Origin of the sequence: Streptomyces sp. NPDC097640 (assembly GCF_040302705.1) — a bacterium.
GTDB lineage: Bacteria > Actinomycetota > Actinomycetes > Streptomycetales > Streptomycetaceae > Streptomyces.
The window spans coordinates 513,111-538,434 of the sequence record NZ_JBEOSB010000002.1 but is presented as its reverse complement, the minus strand read 5'-3'; the positions used below and the strand labels follow the sequence as shown (position 1 = coordinate 538,434).

The 25,324-nt window shown below is 73.6% G+C and carries 20 protein-coding genes; 5 read left to right on the top strand and 15 right to left on the bottom strand.

All coding sequences use genetic code 11. The annotated features are described in order from the left end of the window. Nucleotides 1–28: 28 nt before the first annotated feature. A complete protein-coding gene (locus tag ABTY62_RS04180) occupies nt 29–529 on the bottom strand; it encodes a hypothetical protein (RefSeq protein ID WP_311723086.1) in 501 nt (166 codons plus the stop codon). A 97-nt stretch (nt 530–626) separates the two neighbouring features. Continuing rightward, nucleotides 627–3,572, bottom strand: a complete 2,946-nt coding sequence (locus ABTY62_RS04175; protein WP_352127857.1) for an ATP-binding protein — start codon at nt 3,570–3,572, stop codon at nt 627–629. A 250-nt stretch (nt 3,573–3,822) separates the two neighbouring features. Here ABTY62_RS04175 and ABTY62_RS04170 point away from each other — a divergent pair, with 250 nt between their 5' ends. Then, nucleotides 3,823–4,893 (top strand): isoafricanol synthase, encoded by a 1,071-nt coding sequence (locus ABTY62_RS04170; RefSeq protein ID WP_352127794.1) that lies wholly within the window; start codon nt 3,823–3,825, stop codon nt 4,891–4,893. Between the two features lie 46 nt (nt 4,894–4,939). Here ABTY62_RS04170 and ABTY62_RS04165 read toward each other — a convergent pair whose 3' ends face one another. Next, nucleotides 4,940–5,542, bottom strand: a complete 603-nt coding sequence (locus ABTY62_RS04165) for a CGNR zinc finger domain-containing protein (RefSeq protein ID WP_352127793.1) — start codon at nt 5,540–5,542, stop codon at nt 4,940–4,942. A gap of 46 nt (nt 5,543–5,588) precedes the next feature. Between ABTY62_RS04165 and ABTY62_RS04160 the strand changes: the two genes are divergently transcribed. From ABTY62_RS04160 to ABTY62_RS04150, 3 genes are all read left to right on the top strand, one after another. After that, complete coding sequence (locus tag ABTY62_RS04160; protein ID WP_352127792.1) at nt 5,589–6,317, top strand: maleylpyruvate isomerase family mycothiol-dependent enzyme; 729 nt, start codon at nt 5,589–5,591, stop codon at nt 6,315–6,317. A 33-nt stretch (nt 6,318–6,350) separates the two neighbouring features. Further along, nucleotides 6,351–7,079 (top strand): leucine-rich repeat domain-containing protein, encoded by a 729-nt coding sequence (locus tag ABTY62_RS04155; protein ID WP_352127791.1) that lies wholly within the window; start codon nt 6,351–6,353, stop codon nt 7,077–7,079. Between the two features lie 153 nt (nt 7,080–7,232). Further along, nucleotides 7,233–9,986, top strand: a complete 2,754-nt coding sequence (locus ABTY62_RS04150) for an ABC transporter substrate-binding protein (RefSeq protein ID WP_352127789.1) — start codon at nt 7,233–7,235, stop codon at nt 9,984–9,986. A gap of 3 nt (nt 9,987–9,989) precedes the next feature. Here ABTY62_RS04150 and ABTY62_RS04145 read toward each other — a convergent pair whose 3' ends face one another. The 5 genes from ABTY62_RS04145 to ABTY62_RS04125 all read right to left on the bottom strand — a co-directional run bounded on the left by ABTY62_RS04145 (nt 9,990) and on the right by ABTY62_RS04125 (nt 14,667). Beyond that, entirely contained in the window at nt 9,990–10,232 is a 243-nt protein-coding gene (locus ABTY62_RS04145; RefSeq protein ID WP_352127788.1) for a DUF397 domain-containing protein, read from the bottom strand. 126 nt (nt 10,233–10,358) lie between these two features. Beyond that, nucleotides 10,359–11,525, bottom strand: coding sequence for a thiolase family protein (locus ABTY62_RS04140; RefSeq protein ID WP_352127787.1), 1,167 nt, complete (start codon nt 11,523–11,525; stop codon nt 10,359–10,361). 118 nt (nt 11,526–11,643) lie between these two features. Continuing rightward, nucleotides 11,644–12,744: a thiolase family protein gene (locus tag ABTY62_RS04135; protein ID WP_352127786.1), complete on the bottom strand. Its 1,101-nt coding sequence runs from the start codon at nt 12,742–12,744 to the stop codon at nt 11,644–11,646. Further along, the gene (locus tag ABTY62_RS04130) at nt 12,741–13,685 is read right to left on the bottom strand and encodes a Zn-ribbon domain-containing OB-fold protein (protein ID WP_352127856.1); all 945 of its coding nucleotides are present in this window, start codon (nt 13,683–13,685) and stop codon (nt 12,741–12,743) included. The genes ABTY62_RS04135 and ABTY62_RS04130 overlap by 4 nt, the downstream gene beginning before the upstream one ends. Nucleotides 13,686–13,860: 175 nt before the next feature. After that, nucleotides 13,861–14,667: a crotonase/enoyl-CoA hydratase family protein gene (locus ABTY62_RS04125; RefSeq protein ID WP_352127785.1), complete on the bottom strand. Its 807-nt coding sequence runs from the start codon at nt 14,665–14,667 to the stop codon at nt 13,861–13,863. Nucleotides 14,668–14,829: 162 nt separating this feature from the next. Here ABTY62_RS04125 and ABTY62_RS04120 point away from each other — a divergent pair, with 162 nt between their 5' ends. After that, nucleotides 14,830–16,473, top strand: a complete 1,644-nt coding sequence (locus tag ABTY62_RS04120) for an acyl-CoA synthetase (RefSeq protein WP_352127784.1) — start codon at nt 14,830–14,832, stop codon at nt 16,471–16,473. A 130-nt stretch (nt 16,474–16,603) separates the two neighbouring features. On the opposite strand, the gene ABTY62_RS04115 is transcribed toward ABTY62_RS04120, so the two are convergent. The 7 genes from ABTY62_RS04115 to ABTY62_RS04085 form a co-directional block, all read right to left on the bottom strand. Further along, the gene (locus tag ABTY62_RS04115; protein WP_352127783.1) at nt 16,604–17,236 is read right to left on the bottom strand and encodes a chorismate mutase; all 633 of its coding nucleotides are present in this window, start codon (nt 17,234–17,236) and stop codon (nt 16,604–16,606) included. Then, entirely contained in the window at nt 17,233–17,928 is a 696-nt protein-coding gene (locus tag ABTY62_RS04110) for an alpha/beta fold hydrolase (RefSeq protein ID WP_352127782.1), read from the bottom strand. Before ABTY62_RS04110 ends, ABTY62_RS04115 begins: the two co-directional genes overlap by 4 nt. 19 nt (nt 17,929–17,947) lie before the next feature. Beyond that, nucleotides 17,948–19,507 (bottom strand): acyl-CoA synthetase, encoded by a 1,560-nt coding sequence (locus tag ABTY62_RS04105; RefSeq protein ID WP_352127781.1) that lies wholly within the window; start codon nt 19,505–19,507, stop codon nt 17,948–17,950. Between the two features lie 60 nt (nt 19,508–19,567). Beyond that, nucleotides 19,568–20,671, bottom strand: coding sequence for an NAD(P)H-dependent flavin oxidoreductase (locus ABTY62_RS04100; protein ID WP_352127780.1), 1,104 nt, complete (start codon nt 20,669–20,671; stop codon nt 19,568–19,570). 94 nt (nt 20,672–20,765) lie between these two features. After that, nucleotides 20,766–22,319: a phytoene desaturase family protein gene (locus ABTY62_RS04095; protein WP_352127779.1), complete on the bottom strand. Its 1,554-nt coding sequence runs from the start codon at nt 22,317–22,319 to the stop codon at nt 20,766–20,768. A 53-nt stretch (nt 22,320–22,372) separates the two neighbouring features. Then, on the bottom strand, nt 22,373–24,706 hold the full coding sequence (locus ABTY62_RS04090) for a serine/threonine-protein kinase (RefSeq protein WP_352127777.1): 2,334 nt from the start codon (nt 24,704–24,706) through the stop codon (nt 22,373–22,375). 60 nt (nt 24,707–24,766) lie between these two features. After that, nucleotides 24,767–25,297, bottom strand: a complete 531-nt coding sequence (locus ABTY62_RS04085; protein WP_502997396.1) for an oxygenase MpaB family protein — start codon at nt 25,295–25,297, stop codon at nt 24,767–24,769. Nucleotides 25,298–25,324 lie beyond the last annotated feature (27 nt).

The following is a 25,324-nucleotide window of genomic DNA, read 5'->3' as shown; positions in this document are numbered from 1 at the left end:
CTCGGTACGACGGACCGTGTGCCGGGCCTCAGCCCTGCTGGAACATCTCCGCGGGCAGCGGCTTGAGCAGCCGGTAGAGGTCGTCGGTGATGGGGCGGTCCCAGCTGGCGATGGTGACCAGGACACCGTCGCTGCGGTCGAACTGGGCGCAGGAGATCCGGCCCTCGGAGAGCTTGATGCGGCGCACGATGAGGAGGTTGTCGTCGTGCATGACCGGGGTGTCCTCGGTGTCCACCACATGAACCGGCTCGTCGTTGCCGAGCGCCGCCAGCAGCTGCGTCACCTCGAACGGCACCTGCCCCTCGGCCAGCTCACGGGCCGGAGACCCCTCGGGCAGATTTCCGATGATCATCGCGGGGCCGCGCCCGCCGAACAGGTCGTAGCGCAGGAAGACACCCTGGCAGCTGCCGTCGGGAGCGGGGAGCAGACCGGCTCCGAGATCGCCGGGCCAGTCCCCCGGGTCCATGGCCAGGACATCGAAGTCCGGACCGGTGGGCGTGGCGGGGCTGCGGCGGCGGAGGAACGACATGCGGACATGGTACGTGGCCCGGCGCCGGAATCCGCCCCGGGGAGCGGCAGGGCGGCGGTCCGGCGCCGGCGCGCGCGGTGTCCGGGTCGGGCCCGGGTCAGCGCCCGGACACCGGGCGCGGGACACGGCCGCCGAAGGCGAGGCCGGCCGGGGCGCCCAGCACCTTGGCCAGCCCGGTGCGGTCGGCGCCCACCTTGCGGTAGACGCCTGACAGCACCTGCGCCACCTCGCGCTCCTCCAGACCCAGCTCGACGCCGATCCGGTCGTCGCCCCAGCCGAGGGCGGCCCGCTCGGCGGCGGCCTGTTCCTGCGAGGTGAGCGGGGAACCGTGGTCGGCGCGCAGCTGTAGCGGGCGCAGCCCGGTGGCGGACAGCTCGTCGCGGGCGCGCACCGCGAGGGCGTCGGCCCCGCACTGCACCGCGCCTTCGAGCCCGCGGTAGAGCCGCTCCCCGGCCTCCTGGGGCAGCCCGATCCGGCGCAGGTGGGTGCCGTGGTCGACCAGGGCGAGGGCCAGGTCGTAGGCGGACGGCGAGCGTTCGAGGTGGTCGACGGCGTCGGCGAGCAGCCTGAGCCGCTCCGGCCCCTGGGCCACCAGACCGGCGGTGTGCAGCGCCCGGCCGATCATGGAGTGGGCGCCGAACTGGTGGGCGCGGCGCACCGCGTCCTGCGCCACCTCGGCGGCCTGCCGTGGCTCGGTGAGCGCCAGCGCCTGGGCCAGATACAGCTGCCAGGGGCACCAGGCGGGGTTGCGCATGCCGCGCCGGTCCATCCGGTGGCCGATCTCGGCGAGCCGCTGCCGGGCCTCGCGGTGCATATTGCGGGCCAGCAGCAGTTCGCCGCGCACGGTCGGCGCGTCCGGGCACATCAGGGCCTGGGGGATGTTCGTGTTTCCGCCGCAGGTGTGCTCGGCGGCGAACTCATGGGCCTCCTCGACCCGGCCGCGGGCGAGCAGGGTTTCGACGAGGGTGCCGACGGCCGTCCAGTGGGCGGGGGTCTCCGGGCCGACCAGGTCGGCGACGCGCAGTCCCTCGCGGGCGAGTTCCTCGGCCTCGGCGAGCGCCCCGCGGCGGTAGCGGACATGGCCGAGGAGGGTGAGGCCGAACGCCAGATGGGCGCCGCGCCAGCCTTTGCGTTCGCATTCGGCGACGCCCTCCGCGAACAGCTCCTCGGCGCGCCCCGGCTGGTCGCAGTGGAGGAAGGTCAGGGCGACCAGAATGGGCACCTCGAAGCCCCACTCCTCGTCGGTCCAGCTGAGGCCGTCGCCCAGGGCCTCGTCGGCGTAGCGCAGGGCGGTGGCGACCGGTTCGCCGCGCGTCATCGCGTCGAAGGCGCGCAGCCCCAGCAGATAGCGTTCGGCCGTGCCGCGGCCGGAGAGGCGGTCCGCGAGCCGGGCCAGTCGGCGGGAGCGGGCGGGCGAGTCCTGGCTGTCGGAGCGGAACATGTTCCACATGATCTGTTCGGTCTGCATCCGCAGCCGGGTGCGGGCGCTGGTGGCCCGCCCGGCCTCGGCGGCCACGACCTGCGCGGCCTCCTCCATGCGGCCGCTGTGGCCGTACGCCTGCGCGAGCCGGAAGGTGACCGCGTCGCGCAGCTCGGGGCCGAGGGCGGGCTCCTCCAGGGCGGCCCGCAGATGGTTGACCGTGACCACGGGCTCGCTGAGCTGGGCGGCGCAGCCCAGTTCGTACAGCACGGCGGGCCGCTCCTGGAGGGAGGGCGGCTCGCGCAGCGCGCGGGCGAGACAGCGGCGCGCGGCGTCGGGCGCGCCGGCCCGCAGATATTCGCGGGCGGCCGCGCGCAGATGGCGCACCACCCAGGAGTCGGCCTCGGGGTGCAGCTCCAGCAGATGCCGGCCGGCGGCCCCGGAGCCGCGGCCCGCGGTCAGGACGGTGGAGGCGGCGCTGCCGTGCATGGCCACGCGCAGCGCGCCGGGGATCGCGCGGTAGACGGCGGTGGCGATCAGCGGGTGGAGGAATTCGAGAGGCCGCTCCTCCGGTGCCGGGCGCGGCTGGGCGAAGATCCGGGCGTCGGCCAGCCGCAGGGCCAGGTCTGCGGTCTCGGTGCTGGACAGCCCCGCGACATCCGCGGCCAGGGCCGGGGTGGCCTCGCTGCCGAGGACCGCTACGGCCCAGGCGAGCCGGACGGCGGAGGTGCCGAGCCGGGTCAGCCGGTCGTTGAGGCCGCTGTCCTTGGCGCTGGAGACCAGCTCGCGCAGGTGGGCGAGGTTCACCGACTGCGGTTTCAGATCGCGCTCGCGGACCTTGGCGGTGAGCTCGACGACCTCGAAGGGGTTGCCGCCGGTGACCGCCCAGCACTCGCGGCAGAACGCGTCGTCCGCCTCCGGGCCGAGCGTCTCGCGCACGATGCGGCCGACCGCGCCCGGGGTGAGCGGCGCCAGCAGCCGGGGCCGCGAGCCCTGGCGCTCGGTGAGCCCGCGCACCGCCGAGGCGTCGGCGGACAGCTCCTCCGGGCGGTAGCCGACCGCGAGCAGCATGGGCAGGTCCACGACGCGCGGCGCGAACCGGGTGAGCCAGTCGAGGGATTCGGTGTCGGCCCAGTGGGCGTCGTCCAGGATCATCACGACCGGCGCCCGCTGGACGGCGAAGCCGGTCACCAGCCAGTCCAGGCCGTCGCGCACGCCGTGTGGGTCGGGCGCGCCGCTGTCGGCCGAGACCACCAGGCCCACGGCGGGCGCCACGATGTCGTACCAGCCGCCGAGGATTCTGCGGTGGGTGTCCTCGCCGGTCGCCGCGAGCACGGGCTGGAAGAGCTGGCGGACGACGTGGAAGGCGACGCCCTGCTCCTGCTCGCCGGCGCGCGCCGAGATCACTGTGCAGCCACGCGCCGCGGCCCGCCGCCGGGCCTCGGCGAGGAGCGCGGTCTTCCCGGCGCCGCCCGGCCCCGCGAAGGCGATCACCCCGCCGGTGAACGGCCCGGTCGGGTCGGCCGCAGGACCCCCGCACAGCTCGGTCAACGCGGCGTCCACCGCGCCGAGTTCCGACTCCCGTTCCAGCAGTGTCCGGCGTCCCGGGCCCTGTCGTCTCATCATCTCCGCCACGCTCGTACCCCTTCGGCAGGTACTGCTGAGCGTAGCCCGATCGGGACGCTGCGTAGCGCCGTATGCGGGGAATTTTCTGACGGCATTGCCATTGGCACACGCCAATTCGCCAGGCGCCCTATCGAAGGGCACAAGGATCGCGCCACCATGTCCGGGTGCAGCGAGGACCGTGGCGCGGAGGGGGCCGGTCCCAGGCGCCGGCGCGGTCCCGTGTGTCCTGAGAGGGCGGATACGGACCATGGACAAGGCAGGTTCACCACCAGCGACCACCGGGCCGGCGGCGCTCTTCGGCTTCCCGGCCTCCGACCGGATCAGCCCCGACGCCGAGGCCGCGCGGCGGCACACCATCCGGTGGCTGTCGCGGTACGGCGTGTTCCAGGGGGACGAGTCGGTGGCGGAGTACGACGCCCTGCGGTTCGATCTGCTGGCGGCGCACTTCTACCCCGGGGAGACGGGTTCCGATCTGGCGCTGGGCAATGATCTGTGCGGGTGGTACTTCGTCTTCGACGACCAGTTCGACGGTGAGCTGGGGTGCCGGCCCCAGGAGGTGTCACGGCTGGTGGACGCCGTCTTCCGGGTGACGGAGGAGCCGGAGGACCCGGCCGGGACGGCCGCGGAACACACCCCCGGCGGCCCTCTCGTCGAAAGCTTCCGCGACCTGTGGCGGCGCATCCACCACGGAATGCCACGGGTGTGGCGGGACCGCTTCCGCCACCACTGGACGGAGTATCTGCTCTCCTACCACCGCGAGGCGCTCGGCCGCACCGGGAGCCGCCCGCGCTCGGTGGAGGCGGTGGTCGCCCTGCGCCGCCACTCGATCGGTGTGCAACCGTGTCTGGACCTCAACGAACGCTTCGGCGGATACGCCCTGCCGGAGGCGGTGCACGGCGGTTTCCCGCTCGCGCAGCTGCGGAAGGCCACCGACGACGTGGTGGTCTTCACCAATGACATCGTCTCCCTGGCCAAGGAGTTGGCCGCCGGGGACGTCCACAACAGCGTGCTGGTCCAGCGGGAGCTCGCGGGCGGCACCCTGGAGGAGGCGGTGCGCCATATCGCCCGTCTCGCCGACGCCCGCTACCGGTGGTTCGAGGACACCGCCGCGCGGCTGCCCGCGCTGCTCGCGGGGGCCGGGGCGGACACCCTGCGGCATGTCGCGCACTATGTGGACGGCATGCGGCATGTGATGCGGGGCAATCTCGCCTGGTCGTTCGAGACCGCCCGGTACGACGAGCGCGGCATCGCGGCGGTGAGCAGCGGGCGGCAGCGGCCCTGGGCGGGCCTCGCCCCGTATGCGACAACGGCGCCCTGACGGCCGAATCCTTTCGCCTGCGGGCGGATTTCGCCTGCGGGCGGGTTCAGGATTCCGCCCGGTGGCGGCGGTGGTGGCGGGCGACGCGGGCGCGGTTGCCGCAGGACGGCTTGCACCACTCCTGGCGCGGATGGTCCTTGACGAAATAGCGCACACAGCGCGGGGCGGGGCAGGCCCGCAGCCGCTCGCGGTCGGGCCCGGCGAGAAACCCGATGGCGTCGCGGGCCAGCGCCGCCACCAGCCGGTCGGTGTCGGTGAAGCCCGCCGGCCGCGCGGCGCGCACCACGGGGGCGCCGTCCTCGGGCCACTCCAGGCGAGGGGCGCCGGGCACCCTGGCCGCCGCCGCGTTCAGCCGCTCCACGGCCAGGTCCCCGGGCAGCAGCCGGTGGGCGTCGGCGGAGCTCGGCGGTCCGGGCCGGACCGCGCGGGCGAACAGCGCGCGGACGGCGGCGCGCAGGTCGCGTACGGCACCGAGCGCCTGCGCGTCCGCGGTGAAGGCCCGCGCGTCCAGCGCGTCCCGCAGCGGCTCGGCCAGCTCCCGCACCCAGGCGGTCAGCCCCTCGGGCGCGGCGAGGTCGTCGGCCACCCCGCCGTGCCCGTCGTGGCGGATGGTGACGGCGAGTGCGAGTGCGAGTCGATCATCGGACATGGCTTAATGGTAACCTCCCAATCCAACCATTAGCCCAGGGGACTCCATGAACGAGCCGGACACGAGCGCGACCACACCAGCCGACGGCGCGGCGCGCGTGGTCGCCGCCGTACTCGACGGACACCAGCGGCTGCGCACCGTGCTTGACGGCCTGACCGAGGCCGCGGCGCGGGAGCCGAGCGCGCTGCCCGGCTGGAGCCGCGCGCATGTGCTGGCGCATATCGACGGCGTCGGATCGGCGCTCGCCCGGCAGGTCAGGTTCGCGATGCAAGGCGAACTGGTCGAGGTGTACGACGGGGGCCGCCCGGCCCGGGACGCCGGGATCGAGGCGGGCGCGAAGCGCACGGCGGACGAGCTGCGACACGCCGTGGCCGAGACCCTCACGGAGGTGGAGGGGGCCCTGACCGCCGTGGGCCCACAGGACTGGGAGCGGCCGGTCCGCTACCGCGACTCGGATGTGCGGGGCGTCGCGCTGTGCTGGTGGCGGGAGTTGGAGTTCCACACGGCGGACACACTGCTCGGCCGGGGCCCCGGCGACTGGTCGCGTGACTTCTGCGCGCACGCACTGGACTTCCTCGCCCCGCGCGCGCCGCTGGACACCCGGCTGACCCTGGAGGCCGCCGACGGACCGGAGCGACGTACGTACGGCTCCGGCGAACCGCTGACCGTACGGGGACGGCTGGCCGATCTCACGGCGTGGCTGGCCGGACGCACCCCCGCCGGCCCGCTGGACAGCGGCCCGGCGCCGCTCCCCGAACTCCGCCCCTGGCCCTAGGCCAAACCGGCGCGGCCCATAGAGTCCGCCCTCATGACGGATGTACTCAACCTCTGGAAGGCGGGCCTCGGCGAGGTGCCCGAGGACGTGTGGGAGCGCACCGGGCTGCGGGTGCTGATCCTCGCCGACAACGGGCTGGCCCACCTCTCCCCGGCCATCGGGCGGCTGCGTCGGCTGCACACGCTCGACCTGGGGCACAACCGGCTCACCGAAGTCCCCCGCGAGCTCGGCGAACTACGGGGCCTGACCCGGTATCTGTATCTGCACGACAACCGCCTGACCCGGCTGCCGGCCGAGCTCGGTCGGCTGGACGGGCTGGAGTACCTCAACGTCGGCGAGAACCGGATCGGTGAACTTCCTTCGGAGATCGGCGACATGGCGGGCCTGGTGGAGCTGCGCGCGCAGCACAACGAGCTGACCGGGCTGCCCGAGTCGATCGGGCGGCTCGGCCGGCTGCGGGAGCTGTGGCTGCGCGGCAATCGCATCGGCTGCCTGCCCGCCACCTTCTCCGCGTTCACCCAGCTGCGCCACCTCGAACTGCGGGACAACGCCCTGGAGTCGGTGCCCGAGCCACTGTGCGCACTGCCGCTGCTGCGCCATCTCGACCTGCGGAGCAACCGACTGCACGGGATTCCGGACTGGATCGCGGAGCTGCCGTCCCTGGAAAAGCTCGATCTGCGCTGGAACGGATTCGAGGAGCGAGGAGAGGAGCTGCGGCCACTGCGGGCGCTCAGGAGAAGGGGCTGCGCCGTGCTCACCTAGAAACCGGACGCCGCTCGCCCCCGCCCTCGCCCCTGTCCCGTCCGGACGCATGCCCAGCCAGACCAGCATGACCCGGACCCATATGGGGGATAACCATGGCTCCAAGTGGCCCGTACGGCGGGCCGGTGCGGCACGGGGGCAGGGGACAGAGGGATGACAACGGGGGATCCTCATGGCCGAATTCCGGCGTATCCGGGGGTCGAGCGCTTCGTCGAGGCGTTCGACAAGCTGGTCACCCAGCCACGGCGCCGCCGCAGCAGGGTGCCGGTGGTCCTGCTGCACGAGGCCGGGACCGGGCGGGCCGGGCAGCGGATCGTACGAGGGCTGCGCGCGCGGCTACGGGGGCGCACCGAAGTACTGGCAGCGCATGCGTATGTGCCCGCGCAACCCGCCGGGACCGGTCCGCCGCCGCTGGAGCTCTTCGAGCAGATCGCGCTGCAACTTGCCGAGTTCATGCCCGCGGACACCGGCCGGCTGAGGCTGCCGGGCTACCGCCTGCTGCACTCGGTGGTGACGGCCCCCGCCATCGACGGGCCGGTCGAATACCGCCACCGTGAACTGCGCGACCACTGCTACGAAGAGCACCGCCGCTGGTCGCGGACGGCCAGTGCACTGTGGGCGGTGGGCGGCCGGGACCAGGCCAGCGGCGGCACCCTCCTGGAGCTGCTGTGGAACTTCGTCGCCGGCCCGCTGTTCCAGAAGCTGCCGCGCTGGCTGTTCGGGGTCCGCGCCTCGCGCCGCATGCTCGGCCGCGGCCGACACCGCCGCTGGTACGCGGAGTGGGCGCGGCGGCAGCACGGCACGCCGCCGACCGACTTCTTCCGCTCGGCGCTCGACCATGTCCCCGGCGGGGAGGGCAGTGATCCCGAGCGGCTCGACCGGGTGCTGACGCACGCGTTGCTGGCCGATCTGGACGGGGCGGTGCGCAAGCGCCGCTTCAACCCCTGGCGGATGCGCCGGACCACCCGGTTCGTGCTGCTGTTCGAGGAGGCCGGGGAGCTCGACTCCCGGGTCCAGCGGTTTCTGCGCGAGTTGCGGTCGGCGGTCGAGGATCTGCGCTGTACGTCGGTCATCGCGATCGCGGCCGGGACGCGGTCGCTGGCCGCGCGGATCCCTGACATCGAGCCAGCCGATCTCGCCCACGCGGGCGCCGAGTTGACGCTGGTCGAACAGCAGGGCATGCGGGCGGGGCAGCCCACCGGCATCGTCGTCCCGGTGAGCGAGGGGCCGGAGGACGACGAGCGCGCCTCGTACTGGCTCGGCCGCCGACCCACCCTGTTCGTGCCCTCCCGCCGGTGGGGCCCGCGCGCCGAGCTCGTGGGGGTGGCGGTGGCCGTGCTGGCCGTGCTCGCGGTCGTGGCCGGGCTGCTCCACGGGCCGGTGGGCGGGGGCCGGGACAGCTGTGCGGGTCAGACCTTCCTGGGACAGGACGGCCAGTGCGTGGGAGTCCGCGAGGGCAAGGCGCAGTTCGCGAAGGACAGTGAGGGACAGGTCACCGCGGTGTTGGAGCAGATCGATCAGCAGAACAGCGTGGTCGACGCCGCGATGCGGCACCTGGAGCCCGGTCAGCCCCGCTACCGCACCGTGGTCTACCTCGGTCCGTTCTCCGGCGGCGAGGGGGCCGAAGACCCGGCCCGCGGCGGCACGCTGCCCGAGTTGCTGGGCGTCGCGCTCGCGCAGGAGCACATCAACAACCTGGCGCTGAAGGCGGATGACCGCGTGCCGCTGCGGGTGCTGGTGGCCAACGTCGGGCATCTGTACGAGGACGCCCCGGCCGTCGCGGACTCCGTCGTCCAACTGGCACGGCGCGATCCGTCGATCGTCGGTGTGGTCGGGTTCGGGCAGAGTCGGCGCGCCACCTACACCGCGATCCGCAAGCTTGACGAGGCCGGCATTCCTATGGTCGGGACCTCGGGCACGGCTGACGCGCTGCTGGCCGATGGCCCGCACTACTACCAGATGGCGCCGGTCGACTCCCGCACCGCGCAGGTCATGGTGGCCTTCTTGCGGCATGCCTCGCTGGTGGCCCTGCCGGACGGCAAGACCGTGCCGGCCGAACGGGCCGTCGTGGTCGCCGACCCCTCCGACCCCTACAGCAACGGCCTGGCCCGGGCGTTCCGCGCCGCCTACCGGCAGGATCCTCTGGAGGTGCTGCTCCTGGGATCCGGGGGGAGCGACCAGCACGGCGCCCTGGCCGGCCGGCCGGTCGCCACCGTGGGGGAAGCGGCGGAGCGGGTGTGCGAGGCGGTCGGCGGCGGCAAGCGGCCGACGGCGCTGGTGTGGACCGCCCGGGCCAGCCAGTTCAGCAACTTCCTGGCCGAGTTCAGGCGGGTGGCCGACAGCTGTCCAAGACTCAGCGTGCTCGGCGACGACGACGTCACCAACACACTCCTACAGAACCGCGGTCCGTGGACGGCCTTCCCCCACCTGAACCTGTACTACGTCTCGCTCGGCGAACCCTCGCGGGTGAGCGGGCAGAGCGCACAGGCCTTTCTCGAGGCCTACGACGCGAAGTTCAGCGACAAGCCCGGCGCCCCGAGTGAGGCGATCCGGCTGGACGGACACGCCCCGCTGGCCTGGGACGCCCTGGGCTATCTCTCGCAAGCCGTCGACGAGGCCTGGGTGGGCACCGGCAAGCAGGACCCCCGCCTCGAGCGGGCGCTGGTCCAGGCCGTGCTCTACCAGGGCCTGGGCCGCGGCGGCTTCAGCGGCGCGACGGGCCGTATCGACGCTCATGGGGTGAACGGCGGCGGGCGGCTGACCGCGGACAGGCTGGTGGCCATCCTCCACGGCAAGCCCTCGGGCACCGTAGAGACCGCGCTGCTGTGCGGGGCGGTCACCGCGACCGACATCCGGCGGACGTGGGGCCCGAGCGGGCGGTACGCCTGCCCGGAACCCACCCCCTGAGCGTCAGGTCAGGTCGAACTCGCCGGCGCGAGCGCCGATGACGAAAGCGCGCCACTCGGCCGGGGAGAAGATCAGGGCCGGATCCTGCGGCCGACGGCCGTGGCGCATGGCGATATAGCCCTCGACGAAGGCGATCTCGACATCGCCCACTCCCTGACTGCTCGACCTCCACTGCGCGGCGGTGAGGTCGAGGTCGGGCTTCTCGGCAGTGGCTGCCCAGGGCTGTTCGGTGGTGGTGTCGGCCACGTGGTTGGCTCCTCCCAGGTCGTCGTCCCGGCTCCACCCTAGCGATCGCGGCGGGTGCCGCACAGGCCGCGAAAGAAGGACGGCACCGCACACGCGGGCGTACGGCGGGGGCGGTCCGGGCCACGGTCAGCCGGCCGGGGGTTCGGCCCCCACCAGCCACATCGAGAAGAACTGCGACCCTCCGCCGTAGGCGTGGCCGAGCGCCTTGCGCGCCCCCTCCACCTGGTGCTCGCCCGCCTGCCCGCGCACCTGGAGCGCGGCCTCGGCGAAGCGGATCATCCCGGAGGCGCCGATGGGGTTGGTGGACAGCACCCCGCCCGACGGGTTGACCGGCAGGTCTCCGTCGATCTCCGTCACCCCCGACTCGGTGAGCTTCCAGCCCTCGCCCTCGGCGGCGAACCCCAGGTTCTCCAGCCACATCGGCTCGTACCAGCTGAACGGCACATACATCTCCACCGCGTCGATCTCCCGGCGCGGGTCGGTGATCCCGGCCTGCCGGTAGACGTCGGCCGCGCAGTCCTGCCCGGCCCGCGGCGAGACGCAGTCCTTGCCGGCGAAGAGCGTCGGCTCGCTGCGCATGGCGCCGCCGTGCACCCAGGCGGGCGGGGCGGGCGCCCGCGCCGCGCCGGCCCGGTCGGTGAGCACCATGGCGCAGGCGCCGTCGGAGGACGGGCAGGTCTCCGAGTAGCGGATGGGGTCCCACAGCATCGGTGAGGACTGCACCTTCTCCAGGGTCAGATCCTTCTCGTGGAGATGGGCGTAGGGGTTGCGCAGGGCGTTGCGGCGGTCCTTGTACGCGACGAGCGACCCGACGGCGGCCGGGGCGCCGGTCCGCCGCATGTAGGCCCGGACGTGGGGGGCGAAGAAGCCGCCCGCCCCGGCCAGCAGCGGCTGTTGGAAGGGGACGGGCAGGGAGAGCCCCCACATGGCGTTGGACTCGGACTGCTTCTCGAAGGCGAGGGTGAGGACGGTGCGGTGGACGCGGGCGGCCACCAAGTTCGCGGCGACCAGCGCGGTGGAGCCGCCGACCGAGCCCGCGGTGTGCACCCGCAGCATCGGCTTGCCGACCGCGCCGAGCGCGTCGGCGAGATAGAGCTCGGGCATCATCACGCCCTCGAAGAAGTCGGGCGCCTTGCCGATGACCACGGCGTCGATGTCCGCCCAGGTCAGCTGGGCGTCCTCGAGGGCGCGCACGGCCGCCTCGCGGACCAGCCCGGCGATCGACACATCCCGGCGGGCGGCGGTGTGCTTGGTCTGGCCGACCCCGACGACGGCTATGGGCTCCTTGCTCATGCCCCTCCCTCCCGCTCAGTCTTGGCGCGCTCCAACGCACGGGCTTCCCTCGTCACTGCTCGCTCCTCCGTCGCTGCGCGGCTCCTCAGTCCAGCCCGCGCAGCGCGCCAAGACACGCTCATGCCTGGTCCCCTTCCGATTGCCCGTCCCGTTCTCCTTCCAGGACCGCCACCAGGTTCTGCTGGAGACACGGCCCGGAGGTGGCGTGTGCGACGGCCCGGTCGGACTCGCCGCGGTGGATGCGGGCCGCGGCCTCGCCGAGGCGGATCAGCCCGGCGGCCATCATGGGGTTGGCGGCGAGCGCGCCGCCGGACGGATTGACGCGTACGCCCTCGTCCAGCCCCAGCTCGCGGCGCAGGATCACCTCCTGCGAGGTGAAGGGCGCGTGCAGTTCCGCGGTGTCGACGGGCGCGGCGTCGTCGTCGAACAGACCGGCGTTGCGCGCGGCGAGCCGGGTCGAGGGAGAGCGGGTGAGGTCCCGTACGCCCAGTGCGTGCGCCTCGATGCGGTGGTCCATGCCGCGGATCCACGCGGGGCGGGGGCAGAGCCGACGCGCGGTGTCACCGGCGGCGAGGACGACGGCGGCCGCGCCGTCGCCGATGGGCGGGCAGTCGTGGCGGCGCAGCGGCCGCACCAGGTAGGGGTCCGCCAGCAGCGCGTCCGGGGCCGCGGAGCCGGTCAGTTGGGCGTGCGGGTTGTGTTCGGCGGCGGCGCGGCTGCGCGCGGCGACCCCGGCGAGGGCTCGCTCGTCGGTGGCTCCCTCGTCGATGAGCGCCTGGGCCTGGAGGGCGGCCAGGGACACCGGGTCCGGCCACAGCGGGGCGAGGTAGTAGGGGTCGAGCTGGCGGGTCAGGACGTCGCGCAGCTCTCCGGGCGAGGACTTGCCGTAGGAGTAGACGAGCGCCGTCTCGGCCTCTCCGGCCAGCAGCTTGACCCACGCCTCGTACAGCGCCCAGGCGCCGTCCATCTCCACATGCGACTCGGAGATGGGCGGCGAGGCGCCGACGCCGTCCAGTGCCATGGTGAAGGAGAAGGCGCGGCCGGCGAGATAGTCGGAGGAGCCGGAGCAGGTGAAGCCGATCTCGCCGGTGCGCAGGCCGACCGCGCCGAGCACCTCGTGCAGGACCGGCATCAGCATCTCGACCTCGGACAGCTCGGCGGATCGGCGCCGGTGGCGGGTCTGTGCGAACGCCACGATGGCGACGGGCCTCGGGTTCACAGCAGCTCCTTGTAGGTGTCGTAGTCCGCGTCGGGCTCGCCGGTGGGGCGGTAGTGGTCGGGGTAGCGCCCGCCCTCGGTCCACACCGGCTCGACGCGCAGCCCCATCCGGACCTGGTCGTAGGGGATGCCGCCGATGCGGCCGTGGAGGGCGAGGTCGGCGCCGTCCAGGGCGATGTGCGCGTAGACGTACGGCACCTCGATATCGAGGTTCTTCGCCTTGATGTTGACGATGCAGTAGGTGGTGACGGTGCCGCGCGGGCCGACCTCGACCTGTTCGTCGGTGGCGACGCCGCAGGTGGGGCAGGCGCCGCGGGGCGGGACATACACCTTGCGGCAGGCCGGGCAGCGCTCCCCCACGGACCGCCGGCCGGAGAGGGCGGCGATATAGCGGGACTGGGCGCGGCCGGGCGAGTACACGTAGTCCAGGCGGGCGGGCGCCACGATCCCCTGGACGGGGTCGGTGAACTCGCCGCTGTGCGGGGTGGTTCGCGGGTCGGGCTCGCTCTCGTACGGCTCGAAGCAGGCGATGTCGGTGATGGCGCCGGTGCGCTCAGGCGCCCAGCGGACGCGCACCCGCAGGCCGGTGCGGACGGCCTCGGGGCCGGGTACGTCGAGGGCGTGGAGGAGGGCGGTGTCGGCGCCGTCGAGCCGCACCAGCACCCAGGCGAAGGGGGTGGTGAGGGGCTGTCCGCGGCGCGGCTCGGGGTTCCAGGCCCAGGTGGTGACGGTGCCGGTGGCGGCGACCTCGACGAGGGCGCGGATCTCCTCGGCGGTGACGGGGTCGTACTCGACGGGGGGTACCAGCACCCGGCCGTCAGCGGTCCGTACGCCGAGCACGGCGCGTTCGCGCAGTCCGGTCAGAAACGCGCTCTGGACGGGGCCGAGGGAGCGGGTGAAGGGGAACTCGACGACCAGAGGGGCGGAAAGCACCTCGGGCACGGGAGCCGGTGTCATGTGTGCCTCTCCTCTATTTCCAGGCTCGTTCGCCTCCGGGGCGCTACAGCCCCTGTCGACGGTCGACCGTGCTCGGCCCTTCGTTCCTCAGGGCCTCCGCGCGCTCTCCCTTTCGACAGCGGCGCGCCCCTTCGGCTCACTCGCCGTGCGGCATGGGCGCTCAGGCCCGTCGGTAGACCGGCGGTCGCTTCTCCGCGAAGGCCTTGGAGCCCTCCTTCGCGTCGGCGGTGGCGAAGATGGGCCAGCCGCGTTCGAGTTCGGACTTCAGGCCCTCGGCTTCGGTCAGCTCCGCCGTCTCGTAGACGGACGCCTTGACGGCCTCGACGGCGAGGGGGCCATTGGCGTTGATCAGCTCGGCGATCTCCAGGGCCGTCCGAAGGGCGGTGCCGTCGGGCACGACCCGGCCGATCAGCCCGATCCGCTCGGCCTCCTCGGCGGTGTACGGGCGGCCGGTCAGCAGCATCTCCAGCGCGTGGGTGCGGGGCACCTGGCGGGCGAGGCGGACCGTGGAGCCGCCGATGGGGAACAGCCCGCGCCTGACCTCGAAGAGGCCGAAGGTGGCGCCGCGGCCCGCGACGCGGATGTCGGTGCCCTGGAGGATCTCCGTGCCGCCCGCCACGCAGTGTCCCTCGACGGCGGCGATCACCGGCTTGCGCGGCCGGTGGTGCCGGAGCATGGCCTTCCAGTGCAGGTCGGGGTCGGCCTTGAGCCGGTCCCGGTAGTGCTCTCCGGCCATCCCGCCGCCGCCCGCGAGGGCTTTGAGGTCCATGCCCGCACAGAAGGACCCGCCGGCCCCGGTGAGCACCACCGACCTGATGTCGTCGTCCGCGTCGGCCTGGGCCCAGCCGTCGTGGAGGCCGACCAGCATCGGCAGCGAGAGCGCGTTCTTGGCCTCCGGACGGTTCAGGGTGAGCACCAGCGTCGCACCGGCGCGCTCGACCGTCAGATGTTCGGTCCCGCTTGTCACGGCAGTCCTCCCGTCTCGACCTAGAACAGGTTGCAGGAGCCGCGGGGCGACTTCAAGAGAAATCTGATGCCCAGTCAGATTTATTGGCCATGTGCCTTCACATCTCTTCCGGACGGCGCTCCAATGACCGCCATGCCGCCCGGTGTCAGGTCAGGAGGAGCCGTGGAGTACAACCTTGCCGACCTGTTCGAGTCGATCGTCGACACGGTGCCCGACAGAGAGGCGCTGGTGTACATCGACCACCCCGGCACCGGGGCCGAGCGGCGGCTGACCTACGCCCAGCTGGACGCGGCGGCCAACCGGCTCGCCCACCATCTGCGGGACACCGCCGGCATCGCGCCGGGCGAACACGTCGGCCTGCATCTGTACAACGGCGTCGAATACCTCCAGACCTCACTCGCCTGTCTGAAGATCCGGGCCGTGCCGGTGAACGTCAACTACCGCTATGTGGAAGACGAGTTGGTCTATCTCTACCGGGACGCCGACCTGGCGGCGCTGGTGTACGACGCCGAGTTCGGCGACCGGGTGGCCGCCGCGCTCCCCCGCGCCGACACCGTGCGCCATCTCGTGCGGGTCGGCCGGGCCAGTGCCCCGGCCGGGGAGGGCCCCGTCCCGGACCCCGCGCCCGTGTCCTTCGAGGAGGCCGAGGCCTCGGGCTCGCCCGAGCGCGGCTTCCCGGCGCGCTTCGCCGACGACCGGTTCATCATCTACACCGGCGGCACCACGGGCATGCCCAAGGGCGTGATGTGGCGGCAGGAGGACCTGTTCTTCTCCGGGCTCGGCGGCGGCTCGCCCACCGGCGAGCCGGTCGGCAGGCCCGAGGAGCTGGCCGAGCGGGTGGCGGCGGGCGGCGAGGGACTGGTGTTCTTCCCCACCCCGCCGCTGATGCACGGGACCTCCACGCTCACGGCCTTCATCGGCTTCAACTTCGGCCAGAAGGTGGTCATCCACCGTAAGTTCGTGCCCGAAGACGTACTGCGCACGATCGAGAAGGAGAAGGTCACCAGCGTCTCGCTGGTCGGCGACGCGATGCTGCGCCCGTTGGTGGACGCCCTGGCCGGCCCCCTCAAGGGCACCGACTGCTCCTCGCTGTTCAGCGTCAGCAGCTCCGGCGCGGTCCTGTCGGACACCGTTCGGGACCAGTTCTCGGAGCTGGCGCCGCACACCATGCTGCTGAACAACTTCGGCTCCTCGGAGTCCGGTTTCAATGGCACCGCCACCGAGGACGCCGGCCCCGAGAAGGGGTTCCGGCTGCGGGTCAACGCCCGTACCTCGGTGATCGATCCGGCCACCCACCGGCCGGTGGCGCCCGGCGAACCCGGCCGCATCGCCCAGCGCGGCCATGTGCCGCTCGGCTACTACAACGACCCGAAGAAAACCGCCGAGACGTTCTTCGAGGCGGACGGCGCGCGCTGGGTGCTGCTCGGCGACATGGGCACGGTCGACGAGGACGGCGTGATCACGGTGCTCGGGCGCGGCTCGCAGTGCATCAACACCGGCGGCGAGAAGGTCTATCCGGAGGAGGTCGAGCAGGCGCTCAAGGCCCATCCGGATGTGTACGACGCGCTGGTGGCGGGCGTGCCGGACGAGCGCTGGGGCAGCCGCGTCGCGGCCGTCGTCCAGCCCCGCCAGGGGGCGGACCGGCTCACGGCCGACGCCGTACGGGCGCACTGCCGCGACCGGCTCGCGGGCTACAAGATCCCGCGTACGGTCGTCTTCAGCGACCACATCCAGCGCTCGCCCAGCGGCAAGGCGGACTACCGCTGGGCGAGGGACATCGCGGCAAACGCCCCGGCCGACTCCTGACCACGTCGGCGGTGGCCGCCGGGCGCGACCCCGTATTCCCCGCGCCCGGAACGAGGCGCGCGGCTCGGAGGCGTACGGCGGCGAGGCGGTCGGGGTGCGGCCCCCGGATCCGCGTGGGAGGCCGCCGCGGTCAGGTTCCGTTCGGCGCGCACACCGACCGCAGCGCCCGCTCCAGCGCCACCGTGTGCAGCGCGTCCAGCTGTCTGTCGTGGCGTACCCGCACCGCGGCCACGGTCAGCCACCCCGCGCAGGACGGCTCGGCCTGGGCCCGCGCCGAGTCCGCGATGGCCCGCACCAGCTCGCCGTTGATGCGGTTGATCTCCAGGCGGACCTTCGAGAGGTCGGGGCGCTCGGTGGGCGCCTGGGCTGGGTCGGCCTCCCAACGGCGGTACAGGCCGCGCTGGACGAGCTTGTTGGCCTCGATCTGGTCGCGGAAGATCCGCACCGTGGCCTCCGGGTCCGCGCCCAGCGCGCGGGCCTGTTCGGCCACCGCCTCCAGCACCTGCCGCTCCCGCTCCGGGTCGTCGATGGGGCTGTCCGTTCCCCACTTCGCCTGGGCCACCTGATCGGCGGTCAGCAGCCGCTGGGCGGACAGGTCGGCGATCGGCAGCAGTTGCCCGTACGGAAGCGCCGGCGCGGAAACCGAGGCCGGAGCGGCGGCGGAGACGGCCGGAGCCGCGGTCGCGCCGGGCGCCGCCGTGACCAGCAGCCCGAGGGCCGCGGCGGCGGTCAGCGCGTGGCGCAGGGTCGCGTTCGGCGTCACTCCCCCGCCTCCAGGAAGGGGCGCACCTCGGCCAGGAACTCCCCGGGGCGCGTCTCGTGGACGAGGTGTCCCGCGTCGATGGTGACCAGGCGGCAGTCGGGTATCCGGTCGGCCATGTCGGCCAGCAGCTCCTGCGGGATGTGGCTGTCCGGGCCGCCGCCGATCAGCAGGGTCGGGGCGGTGATCCCCGAGAGCCCCTCGATCCATCGCGGGTCGGGCGCGTTGCGCTGCTCGGTGAACTGGGTCTTGACCGCCCAGTCGAAGGCCTGCCGCCCCACCGGGCGCTCGGGCACCTCAAGCGGCGGGTCCTGGGGCCACAGCGGCGGGGCGTCCTCGATCACCAGCCGCTCGACGAGGGCGGGGTGGCGCTGGGCGAGGAGGTAGCCGACCACGCCGCCGTAGGAGTGTCCGACGACCGAGGCCCGGGTCAGGCCGAGGGCTCCGAGAAAGCCGGCGACGTCGTCGCTCACCCGCTCCAGGGCGTAGTCCCCGGGCCAGTCGCTGGCCCCGTGGCCGCGCAGATCGAGGGCGTAGACGCTCCGGGTGCGCGCGAGTTCGGGAGCGATTCCCAGCCAGTCGGCGCCGTCCCCGCCGAGGCCGGCCAGCAGCAGGACGGGGGGAGCCGCACGCTCCCCCCAGACCCGGTAAACCAGTTCGATCCCGGCCACCTCGACCGTGTCAAGTGTGTGCATACGGCCGAGACTACCCGCGTCACATCGCTCGCTCACGTCCCTTCCAGTACGGCTCGCGCAGCCGCCGCTTGTAGAGCTTGCCGTTGGGGTCCCGTGGCATCTCGGCCACGAAGTCCACCGACTTGGGGCGCTTGTATCCCGCCAGCCGCGCCTCGCAGTGGGCGAGCAGCGCCCGCTCCAGCGCGGGCCCCGGCTCCTGGCCGGGGGCGGGCTCCACGACCGCCTTGACCTCCTCGCCCCAGTCCTCGTGCGGGATGCCGAAGGCGGCGGCGTCCGCGACGGCGGGGTGGGTGAGCAGCTCGGCCTCGATCTCGGCCGGGTAGATGTTGACGCCGCCCGAGATGATCAGGTCGATCTTGCGGTCGCGAAGGTAGAGATAGCCGTCCTCGTCGAGCAGGCCGAGGTCGCCGACGGTGAAGAAGTCGCCGATGCGGTTCTTGCGCGTCTTGGCCTCGTCCTTGTGGTACGCGAAACCGCCGGTGCTCATCCGCATGTAGACGGTGCCGAGTTCACCGGCGGGGAGCCGGTTGCCCTCGTCGTCGAAGATCGCCAGTTCGCTGATGGGCCAGGGCTTGCCGACCGTCCCCGGCTTCTTGAGCCAGTCCTCGGCGGTGGCGAAGGCGCCGCCGCCCTCGCTGGCCGCGTAGTACTCCTCGACGCAGGCGCCCCACCAGTCGATCATCGCCCGCTTGATGTGGTCGGGGCAGGGCGCGGCCCCGTGGATGGCGTGGCGCATCGAGGACACGTCGTAGCGCCGCCTGACCTCCTCGGGCAGCGCCAGCAGCCGGTGGAACTGGGTGGGGACCATGTGGGTGTGGGTGCAGCGCTGGGTGTCGATGAGGCGCAGCATCTCCTCGGGCGTCCACCTGTCCATGAGGACCAGCCGGTGGCCGATGTGCAGGGAGGAGGAGGCGAACTGGAGCACCGCGGTGTGGTAGAGCGGTGAGCACACCAGATGGACGTTGTCGGGCTCCTCGTCGCGGGGTTTGATGCCGAAGATGCGCAGGAAGCCGCCGAGGTTGGCCTCCTCGGGCGGGACGCCGGTCAGCGCGCGCCGGATGCCGCGCGGGCGGCCCGTCGTACCGGAGGTGTAGTTCATCACCCAGCCCAGCTCGCGGTCGGCGGGCGGCTCCTCGGCCTCTCCTTCCAGCAGCTCGGTGTACGGGCGGAAGCCGGCGACGGCGCCGACCGCGTAGCGCTGGTCGGCGGGCAGCCCGGCCTCGTCGGCGGCGAGGGTGGCCTGTTCGCCGAAGCGCTCGTGGGCGATGAGCACCTTCGCGCCGGAGTCCGAGACGATCCAGGCGATCTCGGGGCCGACCAGGTGGTGGTTGACGGGCACCAGGTAGAACCCGGCCTGAGTGGCGGCGAGCGCGGCCGTGAAGAACTCGACGCCGTTGGGCAGCACCACCGCGAAGGCGTCGCCCCGCCGCAGCCCCGCGGCGCGCAGCCCGCCGACGAGCCGGTTGCAGGCGGCGTGCAGCCGGGCGGCGGTCCACTCCTCGCCGTCCGGGGCGACGAGTACGGCGCGGTCGGGTTCGAGCGCGGCCTGGGCCCAGAAGCCGTTGGGTGTACGGGACATGAGGGTCCGGTCCTCCTTCTGGCGGCGTGTCAGGCAGGGACGACAGGGGTCACGGCGGGCTCAGGCCCGTCCGGCGATGCGGTTGACGCGGTCGATGGCGCGCTCGAAGCCGCGGGTCAGATCGTCGAAGACGGCCTGCACGGGGCGCTTGGTGTTCATCCGGCCGACGATCTGCCCGACCGGCGTGCCGAGCAGCGGCTCCACCTCGTACTTCTGGATGCGGGAGACGGCCTCGGCCACGAGCAGCCCCTGGAGCGGCATCGGCAGCGGGTCCGGGCCCTCGGCGTCCTCCCAGGCGTCGGTCCACTCGGTGCGCAGCTGCCGGGCGGGCTTGCCGGTGAGTGCGCGGGAGCGGACGGTGTCGCCGGACCCGGCCGCCAGCAGCTTGCGGGTGAGCGCGGGCGAGGTGAGGGCGGCCTCGTCGGTGGTGAGCCAGATGGAGCCGAGCCAGACGCCCTGCGCGCCGAGGGCGAGCCCGGCGGCGATCTGTTCGCCGCTGCCGATGCCGCCGGCCGCGAGCACGGGCAGCGGGTCCACGGCCCGCACCACCTCGGGGGTGAGGACCATGGAGGCGATCTCGCCGGTGTGGCCGCCCGCTTCGTAGCCCTGGGCGACCACGATGTCGAGACCCGCGTCCTTGTGGTGCCGGGCGTGGCGCGCGCTGCCCGCGAGCGCGGCGACGAGGATGCCCTTGCCGTGGGCGCGCTCGACGACGTCGGCGGGCGGTGAGCCGAGGGCGTTGGCCAGCAGCTTCACGGGGTATTCGAAGGCGACGTCCAGCTGGCTGCGAGCGACGTGCTCCAGCCAGCCGGTGATCCGCCAGCCGGAGGCCTCGCCCTCGGAGAGTTCGGGCACGCCGTGTTTGGCGAGGGTCTCCCGGACGAACCGGCGGTGTCCTTCGGGGATCATCGCCTCGATGTCCGCCTCGGTCACCCCCTCGACCTTCTTCGCGGGCATGACGACGTCCACGCCGTACGGCTTGCCGTCGGTGTGCTCCTGCATCCAGTCGAGGTCGCGCGCCAGCTCGTCCGCCGCGCCGTAGCGGACCGCGCCGAGCACGCCGAACCCGCCGGCCCGGGTGATCGCGGCGGCCACGGCCGGGAACGGCGTGAAGCCGAAGATGGCGTGCTCGACTCCCAGCCTTTTGCTCAACTCCGTCTCCATGGGCGGCAGGATGCCGCAGCTGGCCGGACGAAGGAAGAGTTTTTCTGACGCTACGTCAGATTCTTTGGCTGCGTCGGATTCTTTTCGGGCCCGGCTACCTGCCGAGGACCGCCATGGCCGCGTTGTGCCCCGGGATCCCGCTGACCCCGCCGCCGCGCACCGCGCCCGCGCCGCACAGCAGCACATTGGCGTGGCGCGTCTCCACGCCCCAGCGGCCGGTGCCCTCCTGGGCGTACGGGAACGCCAGCTCGCGGTGGAAGATGTTGCCCCCGGGCAGCCGCAGCTCGCGCTCCAGGTCCAGCGGGCTCTTCGCCTCGATGCAGGGCATCCCCTCGGCGTCGTACGCCAGACAGTCGGCGATCGGCTCGGCGATCTCGGCGTCGAGCAGTTCGAGGGTGGCCTCCAGCAGCGCCGCGAGCGCCACGTCGTGGTCGGCGGCGAAGAGCCGCGCGGGGGCGTGCAGCCCGAACAGGGTCAGGGTCTGGTAGCCCTGCCGGGCCAGCTCGGGGGCCAGGATCGACGGGTCGGTCAGCGAGTGGCAGTAGATCTCCGAGGGGGGCCGCATGGGCAGGGCGCCCGCCGCGGCCTGGCGGTAGGCGGCCTCCAGGTCGCCATAGCCCTCGGCGATGTGGAACGTCCCGGCGAACGCCTCGCGCGGGTCGACGCCGGGGTCGCGCAGCGCGGGCAGCCGCCGCAGCAGCATATTCACCTTGAGCTGCGCGCCCTCGGCGGGCGGGGCGGGCGACTCGTCGCCCAGCAGCCTGGCCAGCTCCTGCGGGGCGGCGCCGACCAGCACATGCCGGGCGCCCACCAGGCCCTCGCCCTCCGCGTCGCGGAACATCACCTCCGCGTCCCTTCCGTCGGTGGCGATGGCCGTCACCTCGCATCCGGTGGCGATCCGGGCGCCCGCCGCGAGCGCCGCGTCCGCCAGCGCGTCGGTCAGCGCGCCCATCCCGCCGACCGGGACGTTCCAGTCGCCGGTGCCGCCGCCGATCACGTGGTAGAGGAAGCAGCGGTTCTGACGCAGCGACGGGTCGTGGGCATGCGTGAAGGTGCCGATCAGGCCGTCCGTGAGGACCACGCCACGGACCAGGTCGTCCTCGAACGCCTCCTCGACCGCCTCGCCGAGCAGCCGCTCGAACAGCGCCCGCCAGGCCGTCTCGTCGCCCACCCGCGCGCGCAGCGCCGCGCGCGTGGGCAGCGGTTCGGTGAGCGTCGGGAACACCCGCTCGGCCACGTGCCGGGTCATTGCGTAAAAGCGCTGCCAGGACTCGTACTCCCGGTCCGAGCCGGTCAGCCGGGCGAACGAGGCGCGGGTGCGGGCCTCGTCGCCGCCCACCAGCAGCCCGGTGGGCCGCCCGTCCCGGACGGTGGGGGTGTACGAGGACACGGTCCGCTCGGCGACGGAGAAGCGCAGGCCCAGGTCGTCCACGATCCGCCGCGGGAGCAGGCTCACCAGGTACGAGTAGCGGGAGAGCCGAGCGTCGACCCCGGCGAAGGGGCGGGTGGAGACGGCGGCTCCGCCGGTGTGGTCGAGCCGCTCCATGAGCAGCACCCTGCGGCCGGCGCGGGCGAGGTAGGCGGCGGCGACCAGCCCGTTGTGGCCGCCGCCGACGATGACGGCGTCGTACGCGTCGCTGTGAGGCATACCTCCTGACTAGCACGCGGTGATCGCCGGGGCCAGGACGCGGCAGGGCGGTCTCACCCCTGACGGCGCCGCACCGAGGCCATCCGCCGGTACAGCTCGACGGCCTCCTCGCGCCGCCCCAACTGCTCCAGGCACTGGGCCTCGTCGCCCAGGCTGGCGAGGGCGTCGGGGTGGTCCGCGCCCAGGACGTCCTCGCGGGCCCGGGCGACCCGGCGGTAGAGCTCCAGGGCGTCGGTCCAGTTGCCGAGCCAGCCGAGGGCCACCGCCACCTCCCGGCAGCTGACCAGGGTGTCGGGGTGGTCCGGGCCCAGCGTCCGCTCGCGGAGGGTGGAGACGTCGCGGGCCTCGGCCAGGGCCTCCTCCCAGTGGCCGAGGCGGCCCAGATTGACCCCGAGGCCGTGCCGGGCGCGCAGGGTCTCGGGGTCGGTGGGGCCCTGGGCGCGGGTGCGGTCGTCGACCAGGGCGCGGTAGAGCGCCAGGGCCTCCGCGCTGCGGCCGAGCCGGCCCAGGCTGATACCGACCTCGTAGCGGGCCGCGAGGGCGTCCGGGTGCTCGCGGCCGAGGGTCCTGCCGCGGGCGTCGGCCACCTCCCGGTAGATGTGCAGCGCCTCGCTCCAGCGGCCCAGCCGGCCGAGGGCGTACGCGACCTCGTAGCGGGTGACCAGGGTGTCGGGGTGGTCGGGGCCCAGCACCCGGGCGCGGGCGGCGGCCACCTCGCGGGCCACCCGGTGGCAGTCCTCGAGCCGCCCCAGACGGCCCAGGTTGAAGGCCAGATTGTGGCGGCAGCGCAGCGTGTCGGGGTGCTCGGCGCCCATCGTCCGCTCGCGGGTCGCGAGCACGGCGGCGTAGACCTGGTGGGCCTCGAAGTGACGGCCGAGGCGGCTCAGCGCGAACGCGGTCTCCTGCCGGGCGGCCAGCGTGTCCGGGTGCTCGGGCCCGAGCACCCGCTCGCGGCCCGCCGCCACCCGCCCGTACTCGCCCAGCGCGTCGCCGTGGCGGCCCAGCCGCCCGAGGGCGAAGGCCGCCTCGTAACGGCTGATCAGGGTGTCTGGGTGGTCGGGGCCGAGCACGCGCTCCCGCTCGGCGGCGACCTCCCGGTGCGTCCGGCCCGCCTCCTCCCAGCGGCCCTGTAAGGCCAGGCTCATCCCGACGGTGTGCCGGACGGCGAGCGCGGCGAGCAGGCTCGGCGGCGGGGGCTCGCCGGCGGGCGCGCGCGGCGCGGCGAGCAGCGGCGCGACGAGCGGCGGCGCGACGAGCGGCGGCGCCGGGCCTCCGGCCCACGCCCCGGTGAGCCCGGCCGCCCCCACTCCCCCGCCGGTCCACGCCCCGGTGAGCGCGGCGGCCTCGCCCGGGGGGCCCGGCCGCGCCCCGGCCCGGCCGGCCGGGTCCGCCGCGGTGCCAGCGGTCATGTGCCGGGCCCAGTCGGGCAGCTGCGGCGGCCGCCGCGCGGGGCTCCCCACGGGAAGCCCCGCGGGGAGCCCCGCGCCGGGGCCCGGCAGAGTCCACTCCGGGACGAGAGGCTGCCCGGCACCCCAGGTCGCGCGGGCCAGGGCGATCCGCTTGGCCAGGTCGGAGGCGTCGCGCGGGCGGTCCTCGGGGTCCTTGGCGAGCAGGTCGAGGATCGCCCGCTCAAAGAGCTCAGGGATCTCGGGCCGGTGCCGGCGCGGCGGATCGGGCGGGTTGTCGCGGTGGCCGACGAGCACCGCCCAGGCGTCGTCGAGATGGAACGGCGGCGCGCCAGTGGCCAGTTCGTACAGCACACAGCCCAGGGAGTACAGATCACTGCGGTGGTCGACGGACCCGTCCGCGATCTGCTCGGGCGACATGTAGTGCGGGGTGCCCATGGCGATGCCCGTCCCGGTCAGCCGGGCCGTGAAGTCGATGTCATGGCCGAGCCGGGCGATGCCGAAGTCGCAGATCTTCACCGAGCCGTCGGCCAGCCGCATGATGTTGGCGGGCTTCAGATCGCGATGGACGATCCCCTGGTCGTGGGTGTACGCGAGGGCGACGGCGAGCTGGCCGGCCATGTCCAGGACATCGGGGACGGGCAGCGGTCGCCGCTCGTTGTCCTCCAGCAGCTGGCTGAGGTTGCGCCCCTCCAGCAGCTCCATCACCAGAAACAGGACGCCCTCGTGCTCTCCGAAGTCGTGCACCACGGTCACCCCGTGGTGCTGTAGCGACGCCGCGACCCGCGCCTCGCGGCGGAACCGCTCACGTAGCACGTCCATGAAGGACGGGTCCCGCTGCTGCCCCATCGGCTTGAGGCACTTGACGGCGACGCGCCGCCCGAGCGACTCGTCGAGCGCCCGCCACACCTCGCCCATGCCCCCGCGCCCGATGAGATCGAGCAATCTGTACCGGCCCTGGATCAGTCTGGTTTCCGCCATGGTCCCCCTGACTCCGGCGGGAGTGCCGCCCCCGCCGCCCCCGTGAAAGCCGACGGCCCGTCAGCGAGCCTTCGGCGCATCCCCGTTGTCCAGTATGGCGGCGTTTTGGCGCAACTTGTAGACCGACGCTCGACGGCGGGCAGGATGTGCTGGGGCGGCAGCTACCACCGGAGGGTGGGCGGAATGCGGCGCAGCACCCAGCGGCCCGCGGACGGCGGGCGTGGGCGCCGGGCGGCCGTACAGCTCATGGGCGTACGGGGGCAGACTCGCGCAGGCGAGCGCCGCGACGCGCCCCCACGGCACCGCGCGCGCCGGCACCAGCGGGGGGTGAACGGGAGGTCTGCGCAGAAAGGCGTCGACTTCCCCGGCCTCGGGGGTGTGGGCGAGCTCCGGGCGCACCTTCTCCAAATACGCGGCTAGTGCCGCCGTGTCGGCGGGGACACCCGCGGGGTCGAGACCCGCCAGGCGGGCGGACTCGCCACGGGGTGCCGGGCGCCGGTGCCCGGGTCGATGACGGTGGGCCTGCGGTGGATGCCGCGCACCACGAGCGGATGCAGCGCCTAAAAATGGAGCGCGGACGCCCGCGATCACATCATGGGGTCGCCGCGTGTCTGCCAG

Excerpts from the sequence above, each read along its gene's own strand:
- ABTY62_RS04180 (WP_311723086.1), bottom strand. The coding sequence starts at position 529 with ATGTCGTTCCTCCGCCGCCGCAGCCCCGCCACGCCCACCGGTCCGGAC.
- ABTY62_RS04175 (WP_352127857.1), bottom strand. The coding sequence starts at position 3,572 with ATGAGACGACAGGGCCCGGGACGCCGGACACTGCTGGAACGGGAGTCG.
- ABTY62_RS04170 (WP_352127794.1), top strand. The coding sequence starts at position 3,823 with ATGGACAAGGCAGGTTCACCACCAGCGACCACCGGGCCGGCGGCGCTC.
- ABTY62_RS04165 (WP_352127793.1), bottom strand. The coding sequence starts at position 5,542 with ATGTCCGATGATCGACTCGCACTCGCACTCGCCGTCACCATCCGCCAC.
- ABTY62_RS04160 (WP_352127792.1), top strand. The coding sequence starts at position 5,589 with ATGAACGAGCCGGACACGAGCGCGACCACACCAGCCGACGGCGCGGCG.
- ABTY62_RS04155 (WP_352127791.1), top strand. The coding sequence starts at position 6,351 with ATGACGGATGTACTCAACCTCTGGAAGGCGGGCCTCGGCGAGGTGCCC.
- ABTY62_RS04150 (WP_352127789.1), top strand. The coding sequence starts at position 7,233 with ATGACAACGGGGGATCCTCATGGCCGAATTCCGGCGTATCCGGGGGTC.
- ABTY62_RS04140 (WP_352127787.1), bottom strand. The coding sequence starts at position 11,525 with ATGAGCAAGGAGCCCATAGCCGTCGTCGGGGTCGGCCAGACCAAGCAC.
- ABTY62_RS04110 (WP_352127782.1), bottom strand. The coding sequence starts at position 17,928 with ATGCACACACTTGACACGGTCGAGGTGGCCGGGATCGAACTGGTTTAC.
- ABTY62_RS04105 (WP_352127781.1), bottom strand. The coding sequence starts at position 19,507 with ATGTCCCGTACACCCAACGGCTTCTGGGCCCAGGCCGCGCTCGAACCC.
- ABTY62_RS04100 (WP_352127780.1), bottom strand. The coding sequence starts at position 20,671 with ATGGAGACGGAGTTGAGCAAAAGGCTGGGAGTCGAGCACGCCATCTTC.
- ABTY62_RS04095 (WP_352127779.1), bottom strand. The coding sequence starts at position 22,319 with ATGCCTCACAGCGACGCGTACGACGCCGTCATCGTCGGCGGCGGCCAC.
- ABTY62_RS04090 (WP_352127777.1), bottom strand. The coding sequence starts at position 24,706 with ATGGCGGAAACCAGACTGATCCAGGGCCGGTACAGATTGCTCGATCTC.